At 57.6% G+C, this 18,204-nt stretch carries 17 protein-coding genes and 1 pseudogene; 2 read left to right on the top strand and 16 right to left on the bottom strand.

What is annotated here, in order from left to right; all coding sequences use genetic code 11:
- Window positions 1–27: 27 nt before the first annotated feature.
- Window positions 28–219: pseudogene (locus L2W48_RS03245) on the bottom strand (transposase); the annotation flags it as partial.
- Between L2W48_RS03245 and L2W48_RS03240 the strand changes: the two are divergent.
- The gene (locus L2W48_RS03240) at window positions 190–450 is read left to right on the top strand and encodes a GNAT family N-acetyltransferase (RefSeq protein ID WP_236099216.1); all 261 of its coding nucleotides are present in this window, start codon (window positions 190–192) and stop codon (window positions 448–450) included. The pseudogene L2W48_RS03245 and the gene L2W48_RS03240 sit on opposite strands and share 30 nt — an antisense overlap.
- 248 nt (window positions 451–698) lie before the next feature.
- Here L2W48_RS03240 and L2W48_RS03235 read toward each other — a convergent pair whose 3' ends face one another.
- Both L2W48_RS03235 and L2W48_RS13140 read right to left on the bottom strand, forming a co-directional pair.
- Window positions 699–1,475: an alpha/beta fold hydrolase gene (locus L2W48_RS03235; protein WP_236099217.1), complete on the bottom strand. Its 777-nt coding sequence runs from the start codon at window positions 1,473–1,475 to the stop codon at window positions 699–701.
- On the bottom strand, window positions 1,427–1,858 hold the full coding sequence (locus L2W48_RS13140; RefSeq protein WP_236099218.1) for an AraC family ligand binding domain-containing protein: 432 nt from the start codon (window positions 1,856–1,858) through the stop codon (window positions 1,427–1,429). The genes L2W48_RS03235 and L2W48_RS13140 overlap by 49 nt, the downstream gene beginning before the upstream one ends.
- Window positions 1,859–1,862: 4 nt before the next feature.
- Here L2W48_RS13140 and L2W48_RS03230 point away from each other — a divergent pair, with 4 nt between their 5' ends.
- Window positions 1,863–2,066 (top strand): hypothetical protein, encoded by a 204-nt coding sequence (locus L2W48_RS03230; protein ID WP_236099219.1) that lies wholly within the window; start codon window positions 1,863–1,865, stop codon window positions 2,064–2,066.
- A gap of 270 nt (window positions 2,067–2,336) precedes the next feature.
- Here L2W48_RS03230 and arcC read toward each other — a convergent pair whose 3' ends face one another.
- The 13 genes from arcC to L2W48_RS03165 form a co-directional block, all read right to left on the bottom strand.
- The gene (arcC, locus tag L2W48_RS03225; protein WP_236099220.1) at window positions 2,337–3,281 is read right to left on the bottom strand and encodes a carbamate kinase; all 945 of its coding nucleotides are present in this window, start codon (window positions 3,279–3,281) and stop codon (window positions 2,337–2,339) included.
- A gap of 20 nt (window positions 3,282–3,301) precedes the next feature.
- The gene (locus L2W48_RS03220) at window positions 3,302–4,660 is read right to left on the bottom strand and encodes a dihydroorotase (RefSeq protein ID WP_236099221.1); all 1,359 of its coding nucleotides are present in this window, start codon (window positions 4,658–4,660) and stop codon (window positions 3,302–3,304) included.
- A 49-nt stretch (window positions 4,661–4,709) separates the two neighbouring features.
- Window positions 4,710–5,627 (bottom strand): ABC transporter permease, encoded by a 918-nt coding sequence (locus tag L2W48_RS03215; protein ID WP_236099222.1) that lies wholly within the window; start codon window positions 5,625–5,627, stop codon window positions 4,710–4,712.
- A complete protein-coding gene (locus L2W48_RS03210) occupies window positions 5,624–6,706 on the bottom strand; it encodes an ABC transporter permease (protein WP_236099223.1) in 1,083 nt (360 codons plus the stop codon). The genes L2W48_RS03215 and L2W48_RS03210 overlap by 4 nt, the downstream gene beginning before the upstream one ends.
- Window positions 6,699–8,213, bottom strand: coding sequence for an ABC transporter ATP-binding protein (locus L2W48_RS03205; RefSeq protein WP_236099224.1), 1,515 nt, complete (start codon window positions 8,211–8,213; stop codon window positions 6,699–6,701). Before L2W48_RS03205 ends, L2W48_RS03210 begins: the two co-directional genes overlap by 8 nt.
- 62 nt (window positions 8,214–8,275) lie before the next feature.
- Window positions 8,276–9,274, bottom strand: a complete 999-nt coding sequence (locus tag L2W48_RS03200) for a BMP family protein (RefSeq protein WP_236099225.1) — start codon at window positions 9,272–9,274, stop codon at window positions 8,276–8,278.
- A gap of 161 nt (window positions 9,275–9,435) precedes the next feature.
- On the bottom strand, window positions 9,436–10,431 hold the full coding sequence (locus L2W48_RS03195) for an ornithine carbamoyltransferase (RefSeq protein ID WP_236099226.1): 996 nt from the start codon (window positions 10,429–10,431) through the stop codon (window positions 9,436–9,438).
- Between the two features lie 21 nt (window positions 10,432–10,452).
- On the bottom strand, window positions 10,453–11,664 hold the full coding sequence (locus L2W48_RS03190) for a YgeY family selenium metabolism-linked hydrolase (RefSeq protein ID WP_236099227.1): 1,212 nt from the start codon (window positions 11,662–11,664) through the stop codon (window positions 10,453–10,455).
- Between the two features lie 52 nt (window positions 11,665–11,716).
- Entirely contained in the window at window positions 11,717–13,009 is a 1,293-nt protein-coding gene (locus L2W48_RS03185; protein WP_236099228.1) for a TRAP transporter large permease, read from the bottom strand.
- Between the two features lie 21 nt (window positions 13,010–13,030).
- Window positions 13,031–13,609, bottom strand: a complete 579-nt coding sequence (locus tag L2W48_RS03180; protein ID WP_236099229.1) for a TRAP transporter small permease — start codon at window positions 13,607–13,609, stop codon at window positions 13,031–13,033.
- A 17-nt stretch (window positions 13,610–13,626) separates the two neighbouring features.
- The gene (locus L2W48_RS03175) at window positions 13,627–14,670 is read right to left on the bottom strand and encodes a TRAP transporter substrate-binding protein (RefSeq protein WP_236099230.1); all 1,044 of its coding nucleotides are present in this window, start codon (window positions 14,668–14,670) and stop codon (window positions 13,627–13,629) included.
- Window positions 14,671–14,783: 113 nt separating this feature from the next.
- Entirely contained in the window at window positions 14,784–16,328 is a 1,545-nt protein-coding gene (locus tag L2W48_RS03170) for an N-acyl-D-amino-acid deacylase family protein (RefSeq protein WP_236099231.1), read from the bottom strand.
- Between the two features lie 352 nt (window positions 16,329–16,680).
- Window positions 16,681–18,159: a pyridoxal-phosphate dependent enzyme gene (locus tag L2W48_RS03165; protein ID WP_236099232.1), complete on the bottom strand. Its 1,479-nt coding sequence runs from the start codon at window positions 18,157–18,159 to the stop codon at window positions 16,681–16,683.
- Window positions 18,160–18,204 lie beyond the last annotated feature (45 nt).

The following is an 18,204-nucleotide window of genomic DNA, read 5'->3' as shown; positions in this document are numbered from 1 at the left end:
GGCCCGGTCGGGCCTCCTCTTTCGGTACTATTTGGTGGAAGCTACATGCCGGACTCTGGCGAATACCAGCATCATGGCCGATTCCCCGTCGGGGAAGTTGCCTACGACCTTTGTTCTTCGACGGATCTCTCGGTTCAGTCGTTCCATCGAATTGTTGGTTCTGAGCCGCTTCCAATGTTCCGAGGGAAAATGGAAGTAGCTCAGGGTCTTCTCGTAGCCTTCCTGGACGATCTTAAAATATCAAACACAAGCGATTCCGCTATAGAGAGCTGGATCAAGGGGAATATGGAGAGGGATTCGGACAAGGAGGCTCACTTCGTCGTGGCAGACAGGGAGACGGAGCGGTATATAGGGCAAATAGACTTTCACGTGATAGACTGGAAAAACCGCTCCGCCAGGATCGGGCTCGTCATAGGAGCCCCGGGGCCAGAGGAAAAGGGTACGGTTTGAAGGCCCTCAGAACCCTGACCGACTACGCCTTTCGGTTCATGAACCTGCACAGGGTAGACCTGCTGGTCCCAGAGGATAACCTTTAAGCGATAAAATGCTACGAAAGATGCGGATTCGTGGAGGAAGGCAGGATGAGACAGGCCATATACAGAGACGGACGTTATCTGGACATGATCGTTATGTCCCTTCTCAAAGAAGATTGGCCGGATACCGTGACCATATAAAGCGATGATACCCGACCAATCTCGCTATTGCGGAGATTTTCTCTCAAAAAAATCCACACTGAGCCGATAAAAATCCTCCTGATTGCTCAGCATAGCAGGGTGCCCACCTGACTCAAAAAGGAAAATATCACCATGACCAATTTTTGACATCATTTTACCGTAGGACTGTTCAAAGTAGTCTGGAGAGATAGCACACACAAACTCATCTTTTTTGCTACCGGTCATCAGGATCTCAGGCTTGAGAGAGCCCAAATCCTTGTGGAAGAACAACCCGATTTCCTTCTCATGTTCCACTATGGCTCTTGTATCGTTGTCCACGACCTGCTCCCAGTCAGAACCATGCATCGATAGGTAGAAAGACCTTGCACCAGGGTCTCTCTTGGAGAGCTCTCTTTCCTCCACTATGTTTTGTATAAAGGACCTTAAGGGCTCCTCTCCTTCAAAGCTATCGGCGATAACCCTATTCACCAGATCAGGAGCCTCTAGAGCGACGTTTATAGCGACCAGAGCACCTCCACTGCTTCCGATAAGGTTAACCCTTCCAAGCTGAGCCTCCCTCAAAAAAGCAATCGTCTGCTGGGCCTCATAAAACCACAGATCAGGAGGGAGCCTATCCAGTCTATCCGATCTTCCATGACCAAGAAAATCGATCGATATAACCCTGAAAACCTCAGCGTATCTTTCAGCAATGCCGGAAAACATTTTGGAGGAGGCTGTATTGCCGTGAAGCAACACCAAAGGGACACCAGATCCTAGTTCAGAATAATAAATATTTTTGCCTTCAAAATTAAAAAGCGCCACAAAAACACCTCCTTCTCCATTCCAGGAGCTCCGCCCAATATACATTGATGAGGGCTTCGAAGCAACAATACCGAGAACCCATCTGGAACCACGTTTCGGCCAAAGATGGAAAAGCTATCCCCGCCCAAGGTTTCCGACATGGCCCTTGCCATTACTTCCACCCCTATGTTTAGAGACCGATAGTCCAAGGGATCCTCTCCGAACTGATGGCAGGAGTGGCTCTTCCCTAGGGATATAAGTATCACGTCTCCAGGAGAGATACAGCTCTCCTCCCCTCGATATACAAACCTGCGCCGACTCCTCTCTACGAAGCCTATGACGTAGTAATTGTGAGAATGACAGGGGAACTCCTGCGAGGAGGCAAACGAGGACCAGAGCCTCAAGATAATGGAGCTTATACACGAGGTTGATTACTTCAGGCAATCTGGGGGGGAAACCCCGGAGATACTGGCGAAGAGGAAGAAAACCCTGGAAGAAGCCAAGAGAAAACACCCGGACAGATGGAGAAACAGACCGAGAAGAAACTGCTCCATCGAGGAGACGGTCTATCTGAATCCGGAGAAAGAGCCCCAGGAAAAGCGCAGAGACTGAGTCATTCCAATTCGATCTTTTTGCGACATCTCGTTTGACAGGTCCCGCTAGGCTCTCGAGAAACATCTAACCCCCGACTCGATTAACTAAAAACAAACTTTATCGACCATTATTAGAGTACATAGAAGCTGATCTTTACTAACCTACATTCCCAGGCTGAAAGCTCCCTCGGTCGTCACACCGATCGAGATATCTTCGAAACACATAGAGGCCGACGTCCTGAAGGACGTCGGCCTCTATGTTGAGATTCTATTTTACGTTGAGCTTGGATCAGTTCTTGACTATCTGGGTTCCCTCGGTGCCTTCCAGAGCCTCCAGGGCCTGGTCCAGGCTGGCTATTACCGCACGGGATCCTCCGTTCATCACGAAGGCCATGGCGGCGGATACCTTGGGGCCCATCGATCCGGCCTTGAAGTGTCCCTCAGACTGGTAGACCTTCATCTCGTCTATGGTCACCTTGCCGAGCCATTCCTCATCGGGGGTTCCGTAACGGAGGGCCACCTTGGGTACGTCGGTCAGGATCATGAAGAGGTCCGCGTCCACCTGCTGGGCGAGAAGCTCTCCCGCCAGGTCCTTGTCTATGACCGCCTCTACTCCGCCGTAGCTGCCATCGGAGCTCTTCACCACGGGAATGCCGCCTCCGCCGGAGGCCACCACGACGTAGCCGTTGTCGGCAAGCTCTCTGACCGCCTTGCGCTCCACTATGTTGATGGGCTTAGGCGAGGGGACTACCCTTCTCCATCCCCTTCCGGCGTCCTCTATCCAGCTCTCTCCGGACGACTCGATCCGGGCCTTGGCCGTGGCCTCGTCGTAGAAGGGGCCAACCGGCTTGGTCGGGTTCGCGAAGGCGGGATCCTCCGAGGACACCTCCACCTGGGTCACTATGCAGATCGGCTCTTTATCCAGGCCGTGAGCTATCAGGGCCTTCTTGAACTCCTGAACGAACATGTAGCCTATGAACCCCTGGCTCTCGGCTCCGCACACGTCCATCGGCATGGCCGGCACGCTGCCCCTGCCCGCCTCGTTCTGGATCAGTATGGCTCCGACCTGAGGTCCGTTGCCGTGGGTCAGTACCACCTCGTAGCCCGCCTCTATCATCTTGACTATCTGTGCCACCGTCTTGCGGACGTTCTCCCTCTGATCCGCTTCCGTTCCCTTCTGCCCTCTCTGAAGGATCGCGTTTCCGCCCAACGCCACGACAACTCTTTTACTCATGTTATATCCTCCCGTTCAAATTAGTCTCTCGTATTTCGGAAGAGGTATTTACCCCGTCCGGGCTCGCAGAGATGCCGCCCTTCCGAGTAGATAATCTCTCCCCGGGCCACGGTGGTAATCACCCGACCCTGTATCTCCATCCCCTCGTAGGGGGAGAAGTCCACCTTCATGTGCAGATCCTCGGCCCTCGCCGTCCACCGGGCCTCTGGGTCGAACAGAACCAGATCGCCGTCGTAACCGGGAGCCAGCCTGCCCTTGTTCTTCAATCCGTATCTCTCCGCCGGAGCCTGGGACATGATGACCGGAAGCGTCTCCAGAGGGATCCGCCCCGTCGCCACCCCTCCCGAGTAGATCAGGGGAAGGGACGTTTCCACCCCGGGAAGTCCGTAGGGTAGGTCGGAGAAGGATCCCTTCCAGGCCTTCTGCTCCGACGTGAAGGGACAGTGATCGGTGGCGACGAAGTCCAGAGCGCCGTATCCCAGACAACCCCAGAGGTATTCGCCGTCGTCCTCGCCTCTCAGGGCCGGACTGGCCGAGTAGAGGTGGCCGTCTTCTCTCCGGTAGACCTGGTCGGTGAGGTAGAGATACTGGGGACAGGTCTCGGCGGTGATGTCGAGCCCTCTCATTCGGGCCGCCTCTATTCTGGAAGCCCCCAGAGCGGAGCTGACGTGCACCACGTGGACCGAGGCTCCCGTCACCTCGCCGTAGAATGCCGCCTGATCTATGGCGGCTCCCTCGCAGATATCCGGTCTGGTCCTGGCCAGGGCCGTCATGGACGATTTCTCGTCGTCGGAAAGCTCGGCCGTCAGGGATCTTATGAGGTCGTCGTCCTCGGCGTGGACCACCGCCACGGCTCCGGTCTCGGCTATTTTGGAGAAACAGCGATAGAGAGCTCCGCTGTCGGACCGGCGTCCCGAGTCGCCGTAGGCGGTGAAGAACTTGAAGCTGGTAACGCCTTTTTCGACCGCCGAGGGTATCTCGTTTTCCCTGCCGGGAGTCCATCCGACCATCTCGCAGTGGAAGCCGTAGTCTATCACCGACGGCTCCGCCGTCTCCAGCCTGGCGTCTATATCCTGAACCAGATCGGTCCGGGGGCTTCCAACGGTGAAGTCGACCATGGAGGTAACTCCCCCCGCCGCCGCCGCCATGCTGCCGGACAGAAAGTCATCGCTGGACCGGTCTCCCCTTACCGGAAGAGCCATATGGACGTGGGCGTCCACCACTCCCGGTAAAACCAAAAGACCGTCGGCGTTCAGTTCTTTTCTGCCCTTTAGTTTAGAACCAACGGCGACGATTACACCTTCATCCACCGCTAAATCGCAGTAGGATAGCCCTTCCGGGATAACCATCCTGCCGTTTCGCACCACTAGATCATACACTAAAAATCACCTCCATGGGAGATCGAGTTTATGTTTTTTTCGATTTTTACTACCGCCGCTCCTTCTCGTAGGGAACCCCCAATGTTGCGGGGACGTTGAACCGTTTTCTGGCTACCGTGGCCACTATGGTCAGTATGTAGGGCATGGCTATTAGAAACTCGTTCGGTATAAGGGTTACGCCGGAGGTCTGAAGCTGGATGGCCATGGCGTCGGCAAGTCCGAACACCAGAGCTCCCACCAGGACCCCCATGGGGTTCCAGTTTCCCAGGAAACATATGGCGAAGGCTATCCATCCTCGACCGCCGATTATGTCGTTGGTGTACATGCCCAGAAATCCCAGCGAGTAGAACGCCCCAGCCAGGCCGTCCAATGCGCCTGCGGCCAATACCGCGCCGAGACGTACCGTCTCCACCTTTATTCCGGCGGCGTCCACTGCCTCGGGGTTTTCACCGGTTGAACGCAGTATCAGCCCGAGCTGGGTTTTATAGAGTATCCAATAGCCGACGGGGATGAGGGCCCAGGCCAGATAGGTGAGGGCGTTTTGATGGAACAGGGCCTCACCTATAACCGGTATGGACGACAGTCCCGGTACGGCTATCCTCTCGAGGGGATCCACCGTAAGGGGAAGAAGGGGAACTCCGAAGAAGACCCTGTAGAGGAATATGCCCAGTCCGGCGGCGAAGATGTTTATCGCCGTGCCCGTTACTATCTGATGCTGTTTGAGCTTTACCGTGAAGATCCCGTAGACCAGGGCCGTGGCCGTCCCTATAGCCATGGCGGCCAGCAGACCGAGCATCATGCTTCCGGTCGAATATGCGGCCACGAAACCTCCCCAGGCTCCCAGGAGGAAGATCCCCTCTATGGCGATTATCATGACCCCGGTCCTCTCGGCGTAGACCTCCGCCAGGGCTCCCATCATCAGGGGGGTGCTCATCTGGAGGGCTCCGGCCAGCAGTCCGGTAATCATCGTCGGTCACCTTCCTCTCTGGCTTTTTTCTTGCTCCTGGCGGAGGCCAGCCTTATCTGGAGAGCGTAGGAGAGTATGACGAAGAGCATGACGAATCCCTCCATTATCCCTACGATACTGGCGGGGACCCCGGAGGTCTGGACCGCCAGGTTTCCCCCTACCTGAAGGGCTCCGAAGAGTATCGCCGCCAGCACGATGCCCAGGGGATGGGCGTTACCAAGTATGGCTATGCCTATTCCCTCCGCTCCCACCATGGGGCTGAATCCCTGCACCAGCATGTGCTGTATGCCGTTGACCTCGGTGAATCCGGCCAGACCGGCGAAGGCACCGCTCACGGCGAAGACTATAACGAAGATCTTTCCCGAGTCCATTCCGGCGTAACGGGCCGCGTCTCTGTTCATGCCGACCGCCCTTATCCTGTAGCCCAGAGAGGTCCTCCACAGCAGGAACCAGGCGAGGGCCGCCGCTGCCAGGGCCAGAACGAATCCCCAGTGGAGTCTGGTGTGGGGGATCAGCTGAGGTATCCAGCTTCCCTCGGATATGACGTCGGTCTGGGGATACTCTCCCTTGGCCTCCCTCAGGGGACCTCGGAGGAGAAAGTTCATCAGAGCCAGAGCGACGTAGGTGGACATCATGCTTATGAGAAATTCGCTGGAGTTGAATCTGGCCTTGGCGAATCCCACCAGAGAGGCCCAGGCTCCTCCGGCCGCCGCCGCCAGGAGCACGCACAGAGGCAGCACCAGCCACGGAGACAGGTGTCCCAGCCTGAGAGCGCACCAGACCGAGGCGACGCAGCCCAGGTAGAACTGCCCCTGAGCCCCTATGTTGAAGAGGTTGGCCCTGAAGGCGAATCCGAAGGCCAGCCCCGTGAGTATGAGAGGGGTGGCCTTGGCGAATATGTCCGCCACGTTGTATCCGTCTCGAAAGGCCATGGCAAAGATCCTGCGGTAGACCTCTATCGGGTCCGCCCCAAGAAGGGTCATCATTAAGCCGCTGGCAGCAAGCCCCATGAACACGGAGAAGAGAGGCCACAAAACCGCTCCGGCTCCCTTTCTCTCGGTGGACTTCATATCAGCCATGGCGCACCTCCTCTATGCCTGCCATAAGGAGGCCGATACGATCCACGTCGAAGCGGCCTCTGTCGAATATATCCAGAAGCCTGCCACGATATATGACCCCTATGCGGTCCGAGAGCTTGAGCACCTCGGAGAGTTCCGTCGAGAGAAGCAGTATGGCCTTTCCCTTGGCCCTCTCCTCCATGAGGGTGGAGTGGACGTATTCCGCCGCTCCGAGGTCCAGTCCCCTTGTGGGCTGAACCGCCACGAGAAGCCGGGATCCGACCTCTATCTCCCTGGCTATGACCACCTTCTGCTGGTTTCCTCCGGAGAGGGCCTTGGCTTTGGTGACCGGAGAGGGGGTCTTTACGGAGAACCGTCGGATCATCTCCCCGGCCATCTCGGATATTCTGTCCAGCCGGAGGATACCTTTTCGTGACAGATCGAAAGAGGAGCTTCCCTTGAGCATCAGGTTTTCCTCCACCGTCATGTCCAGCACCAGTCCGTCTCTGTGTCTGTCCGCCGGGATGTAGCCCACTCCCAGGTCTATCATCCGGGAGGCCGGAAGACCGGTGACGTCCAGGCCATCGAGGACGATCTTTCCCGAGACTGCCTCTCTGAGGCCGCAGATGGTCTCGGCCAGCTCCTGCTGTCCGTTTCCGCTGACCCCTGCTATTCCGAAGATCTCCCCCTCTCTGACGGTCAAGGACAGTCCGTCCAGGGCCGCGGCCCCCCGATCGTCCTTTACCGCCAGTTCAAAAACCTCCAGACGGGGACCGCCGGTGGTCTCGTCTCTGTCGCCGGAGAGGAGTTCCAGATCCCGCCCGACCATCATCCTGGCCAGGTCCATCTCGGTGGAATCGGAGGGAGATACCGTCCCGACCAGTTTTCCGTCCCTCATGACAGTGACCGAGTCGGCTATGGCCATGACCTCTCCGAGTTTATGGGTTATGAAGATCACCGAGTTTCCCATGGAGGTGAACTCCCTGACGAAACCGAAGAGGTGCTCGGTCTCCTGAGGGGTCAGCACAGCCGTGGGCTCGTCCATGATCAGTATTTTCGCCTTTCGATAGAGGGCCTTCACTATCTCCACCCTCTGCTGCATTCCGACCGGAAGCTGTCTCACCAGTGCGTCCGGATCCACCTCCAGGCCGTATTTCCCTCCCAGTTCCTCCAGCTCCCGAGATATCCTGCCGAGGTCCAGTCCCGACATGGGAGATCCCAGACCCAACACCACGTTCTCCGCCACGGTGTGGACCGGCACCAGACTGAAGTGCTGGTGAATCATGCCTATCCCCAGGGCCATGGCGTCCTGAGGGGAATCTATATGGACCACCTGGCCGTCCACGGCTATCTCCCCGCCGTCGGGACGGTACATTCCGTAGAGGATCCTCATCAAGGTGGTCTTTCCTGCTCCGTTTTCCCCCAACAGGGCGACGACCTTTCCCGCCGGGACCTTCAGGTCCACGCCGTCGTTCGCCACCGTGCCGGGAAAGTATTTCGTTATTCCCCTGAGCTCAACCGCGGGCATCGCGGACACCTCCTCCACCTGAAATGCCGGGCGAAGAGCGATCTCCGCCCGGCGTCTTTACACTATTTCAGCGACTCGGGGAACTCGGAGGCGAAATAGAGGAGGTTTCCGGAGGTTATGGCCTTTTCGGCCTTCTCGACCTGAGCCCTCACCTCGTCCGGAACCTGGTCCGAGTAGGCCACCTTGACTATGCCTTCGGCTATACCCGCCTGGTTTACCTCGGGGGCCAGTGTTCCGTCCATGAATTTTCCAAGGGTCCATTTATACATGTCGGCAAAGTCGAAGTAGACGCTGGCCACGACGGTGCCCTTGGCTATGTCGTTCTGGTTGCTGGCAAAGCCGACGAACTTGACTCCCTTTTCCTTGGCGGCCTGGATGGCTCCGAGGCCCACCTGGTTGGCGTAGAAGAAGAGGACGTCCGCTCCCTTGTCTATCATGGAGGTGGCCATCTGCTTGCCCAGAGCGACGTCGCTCCAGGAATTGGAGTAGGCCCTGTTGGCCTTGGCCTCGGGAGACCCGATGCGGACGCCGTACTCGTAGGTGTTCATCAGACGGACCATCAGCTTGTTCGGGAAGCCTCCGACCATTCCTACCTTGCCCGTCTCGGTGGTGAATCCGGCTATTATCCCGGCCAGGTAGCTGGCCTCGTATTCCTTGGGCAGGACGGGACGGACGTTCGGCCCCTGGGACACTAGGCCGTTCACGACGCAGAAGACGCTGTCGGGGTATTTGGCAGCCACCCTGTTGGCGGCCTCGTCGAACTGGGTTCCGGCTGCCATTATGAGGTCGTAGCCTCTCTCGGCGTAGTTTCTGAAGGTGGACTCGTAATCGCTGGCCTGGACGTTCTCGACGTACTCCATGGCCGTTCCGAGCTCTTCGTTGCAGGCCACCAGTCCGGCGTAGTTGGTGGCGTTCCAGCTCTGGTCGTTTATGGGGCCCGGCAGTATCAGTACTATTTTGTGGTCTTTCGGGGCCTTGGCCTCCGCCATAGCAGGGGCTACAGCGGCCAGGGCTATACAGACCGCCATGAAGAATACGGCGCACTTTTCGGTGAATCTCATGGATCTCCCTCCTTTTACGGTTCGATAATGGTCTACCTCACGCTCTAGATGGTGCTGCTATCTATCCGACCCCGGGCGACACCTCCCTTCCATAGGAAAAGCCCGAAGGGAGGCGGATGAAATCCGTCTCCCCCGGGGAACTGCGTAGAAATCCGAAGAGTCTACTGGCGGCCTCTGCCTCCCATGGTGAGAGCCATGACCGATTTTGCCGTGTGAAGGCGGTTCTCCGCCTCGTCGTAGATGGCCGAGTTGGGGCCGTCTATGATGGAGGCGTCCACCTCGTTCTGCCGGTCCGCCGGAAGGGCGTGCATGTAGAGGCAGTCCTTGTTCGCCAGGGCGAAACGCTCCTCGGTGCACTTCCAGCCCTTGTTGGCCTCCAGACCGGCGTCTACCACCTCGGTGCTTGGGTTCTTGAACCAGGAGCCCCAGTTTTTGGGGAAGACCACGTCGGCGTCCTTGTAGGCCTCCTCCTGGTCGTGGGTTATCCTGAAGGATCCGCCGGTGCTCTCGGCGTGCTTCTTGGCCTGCTCGACGACCCAGTCGGGAAGGTCGTAGCCCTCGGGATAGGCCAGGGTGACGTCCATGCCGTATCGAGGGAACAGAAGGCTCTGGGTCAGAGGCACGGAGATGGGCTTCTTGTGGGTTGTGGCGTAGGCCCAGATGATGGAGACCTTGAGGTTTTTGACGTCGCTGCCCCTCTTCTCCTGTATGGTCAACAGGTCCGCCAGTCCCTGCATGGGATGGAACAGGTCGTCCTGGAGGTTGAGGATAGGAGCGGAGGAATACTTGGCCATGTCCCTCAGATAGGCGTTTCCTATTCCCCAGAAGCAGTTGCGGCAGGCTATGGCGTGGCCCATACGGGATAGGATGACCGCCGTGTCCTTGGCGACCTCTCCGTGGGATACCTGCATGGTGCTGGTGTCCAGGAAATGGGCGTGTCCGCCGAGCTGGGTTATCCCCGCCTCCATGGAGTTCCTGGTCCTGGTGGACTGCTCGAAGAACATGAGGAAGACGGTCTGATATGGCAGATAGGGGGTCGTCTTGCCCATGGCGAAGTCCTTTTTCAGGTCCTTGGATACCTCCAGGAGGGTGTCTATCTCCTCCTTGGTCCATTCCTCCAGCGTGATGAAGTCCTTGCCTCTAAATATCGTGTTCATCCGTAAAGTTCCCCTTTCGTTTTAATCGCAGTGTTCGTCCACGTAGATTCCCGGGATGACGGCGTACATGGCGGCGCAGGTCACCAGGTGGCTTTTCCAGGTCTTCTCGTTGGGGGCGTGGGCTTCCTCTTCCTTGCCTGGTCCGAAGCCTATGACCGGTATGCCGTGGCGGCCCATTATGGAGACGCCGTTGGTGGAGAAGGTCCACTTGTCCACGACGGGTTCCCGGTCGAACAGCATTCTGTAGCCGTCCACCAGGGTCCTACAGGCCGGGTGCTCCTCCTCCAGCTTCCAGGCGGGGAAGTAGCAGTCGGTCGGGTATACCAGGCCGGTCCAGGAAGGTCTCTCGTAGGTGTAGAGAGACACCTCCGCCTCGGCCTCCTTGACGGCCGGAAGGTTTCTGACCTCCTGAAGGGCTCCCTCCCAGGTCTCGCCCCAGGTCAGACGGCGGTCTATGGATATGGTGCATCCGTCCGCCACGGCGCACCGGGAGGGGGATTTGTGGAATATCTGGGATATGGTCAGGCTGCCCTTGCCCAGGAAGTCGTCGTCCTTCAGGTTCTCGTGGAGGGCTCTAAGCTCCATGACGATAGGGGCCATCTTGTATATGGCGTTCTCCCCTCTCTCCGGGGCGGAGCCGTGACAGCTTATGCCTCCGGTCTCTACCTTTATCTCCATCCTTCCCCTCTGGCCCCGGTAGATCCGGCAGTCTGTGGGCTCGGTGCTGACTACGAACTCGGGATGTATTCCGTCCTCCTCTATGATGTACTGCCAGCAGAGGCCGTCGCAGTCCTCCTCCTGGACCGTCCCTGTGACGAGAAGGGTGTAGTCGTCTTCGAGTCCCAGGTCCTTTATTATCTTTCCGGCGTAGACCATGGCGGCCATTCCGCCCTCCTGGTCGCTGGCTCCCCGGCCTCCTATGACGTCGCCTTCCTCCATTCCCTTATAGGGATCGAACTTCCAGTTCTTTATCTCCCCTATGCCGACCGTGTCGATGTGGGCGTCCATGGCTATCAGGTGCTCGCCCCGTCCCAGGTATCCCAGGACGTTGCCCATGGGATCTATCTCCACTCTGTCGAAACCGACCTTCTCCATCTCCTCCTTGATCCTCTTTATGACGGCCTCCTCGCCGCAGCTCTCGCTGGGCAGGGCTATCATGTCCCTGAGGAAACGGGTCATATCGTCCTTGTACTCCTCCGCCTTCGCCACCACCTGATCAAAAGGGATCTTCACGAAATAACGCCTCGCTTTCGATTTTTTTATTTTATGTAAGGAATATTCCCGTTCACCGACCCAGCAGCCCCATGGCTCCCGGAAGGGCCAGAGGTATGGCCGGAACGAAGGTTATAAGCAAAAGAACCGCCAGCTCCACCAGTATGAAGGGCAGTATCTCCCGGCTTATCTGCTCCAGGGTAAGCTTGCTTATGCCGCAGGCCACGAAGAGACAGGCCCCTACCGGCGGGGTCATCAGGGCTATGTTGAGAGCCAGGACCATGATGATCCCGAAGTGAAGCGGATGATATCCCAGCTGCACCGCCAGAGGGTGAAGGATGGGACCCAGTATTATGAGAGCCGCCGCTATGTCCATGAACATACCCACCACCAGGAGCATGATCAGAATGAACCCCATGATGACGTAGCGGTTGTCGCTTATGCTCAACATGAAGGTGGCGACCTTCTCCGGGATCTGCTCTATGGTGAGCACCCATCCCAAAATGGACGCGGCGGCTATGACCAGAAAGACCACCCCGGTGGTCCTGGCCATCTTGAGAAACAGGGGAACCATGTCCCTCAAGGTGAGGTTTCTGTAGACGAAGAAACCGAGCACCATGGCGTAGGCCACCGCTACGGCGGCCGCCTCGGTGGGGGTGAACATTCCGGAGAGGATTCCCCCCAGTATTATCAGGGGCATCAGAAGGGCCACTATGGCGTCCTTCAGTCCGACCAGCATCTCCTTTACCGTGGCTCTTCTCTCTCCGACAGGATATCCCCTCTTCTTGGATATCCTGGCTGTCATTATCATGAGGGCCACCCCTAGCAGCAGCCCCGGGACGAGCCCTGTCATGAAGAGCCCCGCTATGGATACCTGCATGAAGGCCCCGTAGATCACCATTATGTTCGACGGCGGTATGGTGGGGCCGATTATGGAGGACGCGGCGGTTATGGCCGCCGAGAAGTCCTTGTCGTATCCCTCGTCCACCATGGCCGGTATCAGCATGGATCCTATGGCGGCGGTGTCGCTGACCGCCGCTCCGGTTATACCCGCGAAGAAGATTGAAGCCACTATGTTGGCGTGGGCCAGTCCTCCCTGGAGATGTCCCACCAGTATGTTGCTGAACTTGACCAGCCTCTGGGTGATGCCGGTCTTGTTCATGATCTCTCCCGCCAATATGAAGAAGGGCATGGCCATCAGTGTGAACATGTCCACCCCTGCGAAGTACCTCTGAGGCACCAGGTTCAAGACGGCTCCACCGCCCATCTTGACCATACCGAGAAGTCCCGCCACTCCCAGGACGAACCCTATGGGCATCCCCACCGCTATCAGTATGGCGAAGGAGGCGCTAAGGAATCCGGTCATATAAAATCCCCCCGTTCACTGCTAAAAGTCCAGTCCTTCCTCTCTCTTGACCGCGTCCACCAGCTCCTCCGACATCAGGATCTCGTCCAGATCCCTGCGCCTGACGTCCAGCACCATCTTGCAGGCCAGCATGACCATGCAGATACCGGCGCTGACAGGCACCGCCATGAGCCACCATTCCATGGTGGTCCCCAATCCGGTGGCTATCTGGGACTTCCCCCTCTCGGCCATCTTGAGCCCATAGGCCAGAAGTATGTAGAGGAAGAACATGACCAGTCCGTTGGAGGCGAAGACCAGGGTCTTGGCCAGAAGCCGGGGAAGTTTTTTTATGAACATGGTCACTCCCACGTGCTCCTGCCTCCATATGCAAAGGGCCACCGACAGCAGGGCCATCCATATCATTATGTAACGGGAGAGCTCCTCGCTCCATCCCAGTGGGGATCGAAGGACGTATCGGAAGAAGACCCCGGCGAGCACCGATGCGGTCATGACGATCGACAGTATCAGTACCGGGACCTCCAGGAACCTCTCCAGACCGTTTCCGAGGCGCTCGGCCAGGGAGAAAACTCCCCGGCCCGCGCTTTTTCTATCCTTCGTCATGGACCTGTCCGGAAAGACTAATCGTCTTCCAGCTCGTCCACTGCGTCGTCTATGGCCTCGAGATAGAGATCCGCTATCTCCACGCCCTTATCGCCGAAGTTCTCCTTTATGAACACCATTGCCGAGTCCTTGCCCATCTCGCGGAACTGTTCCATGGCCTCCGGAGTCGGGGTATTGACCTCCATGCCCTTCTCTATGATGGTGGGAAGTCCTCTGTCGGATCCCTCGATAATCCGGTTTAGGCCCCGCCCGGCCACTATGGCGGTTATCGCGGAGGAGTTGACTACCTCCTTCTCCTGGTCGCTGAGGCCGTCCCAGAACTCGTCGTTCATTATCCAGCAGTAGGTGCTGTATATATGATTGGTCAGGGTGAGGTACTTCTGAACCTCGAATAGCTTCCCCAGAAGGACTATGGGAAGGGGGTTGTGTTGTCCGTCGGCCACGCCGGTCTGGAGCGCCGTGTAGACCTCGGCCCAGGCTATGGGGGTAGCGGCGGCCCCGTAGGTTTTCATGAGATTCTGATGGGTGGGAAGGGTCATGGTGCGCATCTTGAGGCCCTTCATGTCCTCCACGGTCTTTATGGGGCGAACGCTGTTGGAGAGCTGGAAGAAGCCTCCCGCCTCGCCGAAACCGAGGACCTTGAAGCCGGTTACCTTTTTGATATCCTCCTTCAGATATTCACCGAAGGAACCGTCGAAGACCTTCCAGGCCACCGCGTAATTAGGAACGGCGAAGGGGATGTCCAGGACGCCGTAAAGTGGATAGAAGGGAGCCATTCCTCCGGCGGAGGCTATGTAGCTCTGGACCACTCCGACCTTGACCTGCTCCATCGTCTCTCTCTCGTTGCCGAGCTGTCCGGCGGGGAAGACCTTCACCTGAACCGAACCGTTGGTTCCGGCCTCGACCATGCTCTTGAACACAGCCGCCATGGCTCCAGTGGCGTTCTCGAAGGGCTGCTGAGGGTTCAGATGGGCCAGTTTGAGGACCTTCGGTCCCGCCAGGGCCGAGGAACACAGGGCCACCACCAACGCCAGGGTTATAATCATCACTCTACGCTTCATATCTCAATACGCCTCCTTTTCTCCTATTCTTTGATCCGAACGGAACAGGCCGTTCGGGCCATAGCCATTAGGGTTCTCTCTCGTTAAGCGTCTCCCTCCAGTTTTTCCATACATCACCTCCTGACGAGACGTCCCTCCCTAGAGACCACCTCGCCTTCTCTCACGGCCGGTCGCCCTCTAACCCAGACGGATGGAATCCCCCTACCTGTCAGAGATGGGGAACCGTAGTCCGCCCGATCCTCCATACTGTCCAGGTCCAGCTCGACCATGTCGGCCCTGAAGCCGACAGACAGGAGTCCTCTATCATCGAAGCCGGCCCTCTTGGCCGGAAGGGACGAAAGCTTTCGGATCGCCTCCGGAAGGGTCAAGAGCTTTTTGCCCTTCACGTAACGATCCAGAACACGGTAGGAACATCCGAAGGTCCTGGGATGAGGGCAGCCGGAATAGAGGCCGTCCGTTCCAAAGCACTGAAGGGGATGGACCATAATCCTCTCCACCGAATCCTCGTCGGTGATAAAGTCAACCATGGTCAACGCCTTTCCCTCCTTAGAGATCAGGTCGAAGTAGGAATCGAAGGGATCCTGACCCCTCATGTCGCCTATCTCCCTCAGGGTCCGACCTAGAAAGACTCTGTTCTCCTCCAGATCGGCACCGGTCAGGATTATCCTGTCCCAGCCCAGCATGGAGTAGACGCCGTCCCAATCCCCTGGCTCTTCCATCTGTCCTCGGATATTTCCTCTCTCTACTTTATCACCAAGACGTCGCTTGACCTCGTTAAATCCAAGGGCGAGATACGAGGGAGGCAGCAGACTGTAGAGGGAGGTGGATCCGGCCGAATAAGGGTACTGGTCGAAGGCGACGTCGCAACCTCTCTCGGCATATCTCTCTATGGTCTCTAAAACCCTATCCAGCTTATGACGGTTTCTCTCTCCTCCCACCTTCAGATGGGAGATCTGAAGTCTTACCCCGGAGGATTCGGCAGGAGCTAGGATCTCCTCCAGGGACTCAAGTATCCGATCCCCCTCGTTTCTCTGGTGGACCGACACCACGCCGCCTCTGCTGGCGACCGTCTCGAAGAGGGCGGTCAGCTCCTTCGAGTCGGCATAGCAACAGGGATCGTAGAATAACCCGGTGGACAGGCCGAAGGCACCGGCGTCCATAGCCTCCCGAAGGATGGCGGTCATCTCCACTATGTCCCTTTCCGATGCCAGGCTCGAACGCCTCTTCCCCATGACGTAGCTCCTCAGAGGCCCGTGAGGCACCAGAAGGCCCAGGTCGACCCCGTAGGCCCCCGATTCCATCCGGTCCAGCAGCTCGGGGAAGGAGTTCCAGTTCCAGACTTCGGGACCTCTCCCCAGTATCCCAGCCACCTCCTGGGCAAGAGAGGTCTTCTCCTCCTCTCTGACAGGGGCCACGCCCACTCCGCAGTTTCCCGCAAGCTCGGAGGTATAGCCCTGGAGCAGCTTCGGAGACACGTCGGGATCGGTCATGGCCCTCAGCTCCGAATGCCCGTGAACGTCCACGAACCCAGGGACCAGGGTTTTACCTGCGAGGTCTATCGTCTCCGCCACCGGTCCGAGGTTCGAACCTATGGCCGCGACGAGGCCGTCTTTAACGGCCAGATCGGCGACGAAGGGATCTCTTCCGCTGCCGTCCACTATGGAGGCTCCGGTTATAAGGAGGTCGAACAGGATGAATCACCCTTCCATAAAAAATTCGTGCTCAAGCTTCCTCCGAGAGGTAGGTTCGCCTTGGCCCATTCGAGCCCGTATTCTCGACCTGCCGTCGTGTAGGACGGATGGGGCGACAGGACGTCGCCCCAAGCCGAGGGGGCACAGGACGTGCCCTCGGAGGCGGTCCGTTCGGAACAGGCAGGTCGAGAATACGCTTGGGCGAGACAGGGCCTAGGCGGACCTACCTCTCGGAAGACCGGCTTACTCGGAAATAACTTACAAAAGGCCCCCTCTCGAGGTCCTCAAGAGGGGGTCAGGACCTTGATCTAAGCTGACTTTATTTCAGCAATCCGGTCTTGTCGTTGAACTCTCTGATCTTCTCGTCTATTTTGTCCGCCATGCCGTGGATCTCGCCCCAGTAGTTCTCGGCATCGTACCACTGAGCGTCCAGCTCCTCCATGGACTTGCCCTGCTGTTCCACCCAGGTGTAGTACTTGAGGTCGTGGACCCTCTTTCTGTCCCTGTAGGAAAGTTCCTGCATGTAGTCCACCGAAAGACCTTTGATATGCTGGTGGAAGTCCACCGCGGCGTCTATCTCGCCGTAAGGGCCGAACTCTTCCTCCATCTCGGCCAGACGGGAGTTGTACAGCTCCATCGAGTCGGTGAGGACCGTCACTAGAACGTCCTTCTCTGTCAGCTCGTAATACTTGGCCATTTTGATGCAGGATATTATGTTGGCCGCTCCGGAGATCCCCACCAGGTCGAGGGAATCCACCAGATCCTCCGGCACTCCCTTTTTCTTAAGGTAGTCCTTTCCGGCTGGCTCGTTGAAAAGCCGGATCCAGGCCATGGAGTCCTCGTCGTCCACGTCGATTATCATGTCGGTGTTCTTAACGTTGTGGACCCAGGGCACATGCTTGTCCCCTATGCCCTCTATCCTGTGGGCTCCCCATCCGTTCCAGAGAAGGGTGGGACACTGAAGGGCCTCGGAGGCGGCAATCTTGCTCGCAGGGAAAAGCTCCTTCATGTAGTCGCCACAGGCTATGGTCCCGGCGGATCCGGTGGTGAAGGCGCAGCCGAAGTAGCGGTCGTCCTTGCCCATCACCTGCTCCAGCATCTCCTCTATGGCGTTTCCGGTGACGACGTAGTGCCAGAGGGGGTTGCCCATCTCGTCGAACTGGTTGAAGATGACCACATCGTCCCTGGTCTTCCTGAGCTCCCAGGTTTTGTCGAAGATTTCCTTGACGTTGCTCTCCGACCCCGGGGTGGCTATGACCTCTCCAGCCACTTTCTTGAGCCACTCGAAACGCTCGCGGCTCATCCCCTCGGGAAGAATGGCTATGGACTCGCATCCCAGAAGCTGGGCGTTGTAGGCTCCGCCGCGGCAGTAGTTTCCGGTAGAGGGCCACACCGCCCTCTGATTCACAGGGTCGAACTGCCCCGTCACCAACCTGGGGGCGAGACAGCCGAAGGTAGCCCCTACCTTGTGGGCTCCGGTGGGGAACCACTTTCCCACCAGGGCGAAGATCCTGGCCTTGACCCCTGTGAGGGATTCGGGAAGCTCGACGAAGTTGACCCCGTCGTACAGTCCGCCGTCCTTGACCGGCTCGTTCTTCCAGGTTATTCGGAACAGGTTCAGAGGGTCGACGTCCCAGAGTCCCACCGAGGCCAGCTTTTCCTTTATCTTGGCCGGAACCTTCGAGGGGTCCTTCATCTCCGCAAAGGTGGGAATTACGATTTCCTTTTCCCTGGCCCTTTCGACGGCGCTTTCGAGCTGTTTCTCGTTTACGGTGAGGTCTATTATGTTATACGACATTTTTAGACACACTCTCCTCGTATTTATATATTTTTATATTACAAA

It is taken from the genome of Dethiosulfovibrio russensis (genome assembly GCF_021568855.1).
Lineage (GTDB): Bacteria > Synergistota > Synergistia > Synergistales > Dethiosulfovibrionaceae > Dethiosulfovibrio > Dethiosulfovibrio russensis.
This window is presented reverse-complemented; position numbering and strand designations above follow the sequence as displayed.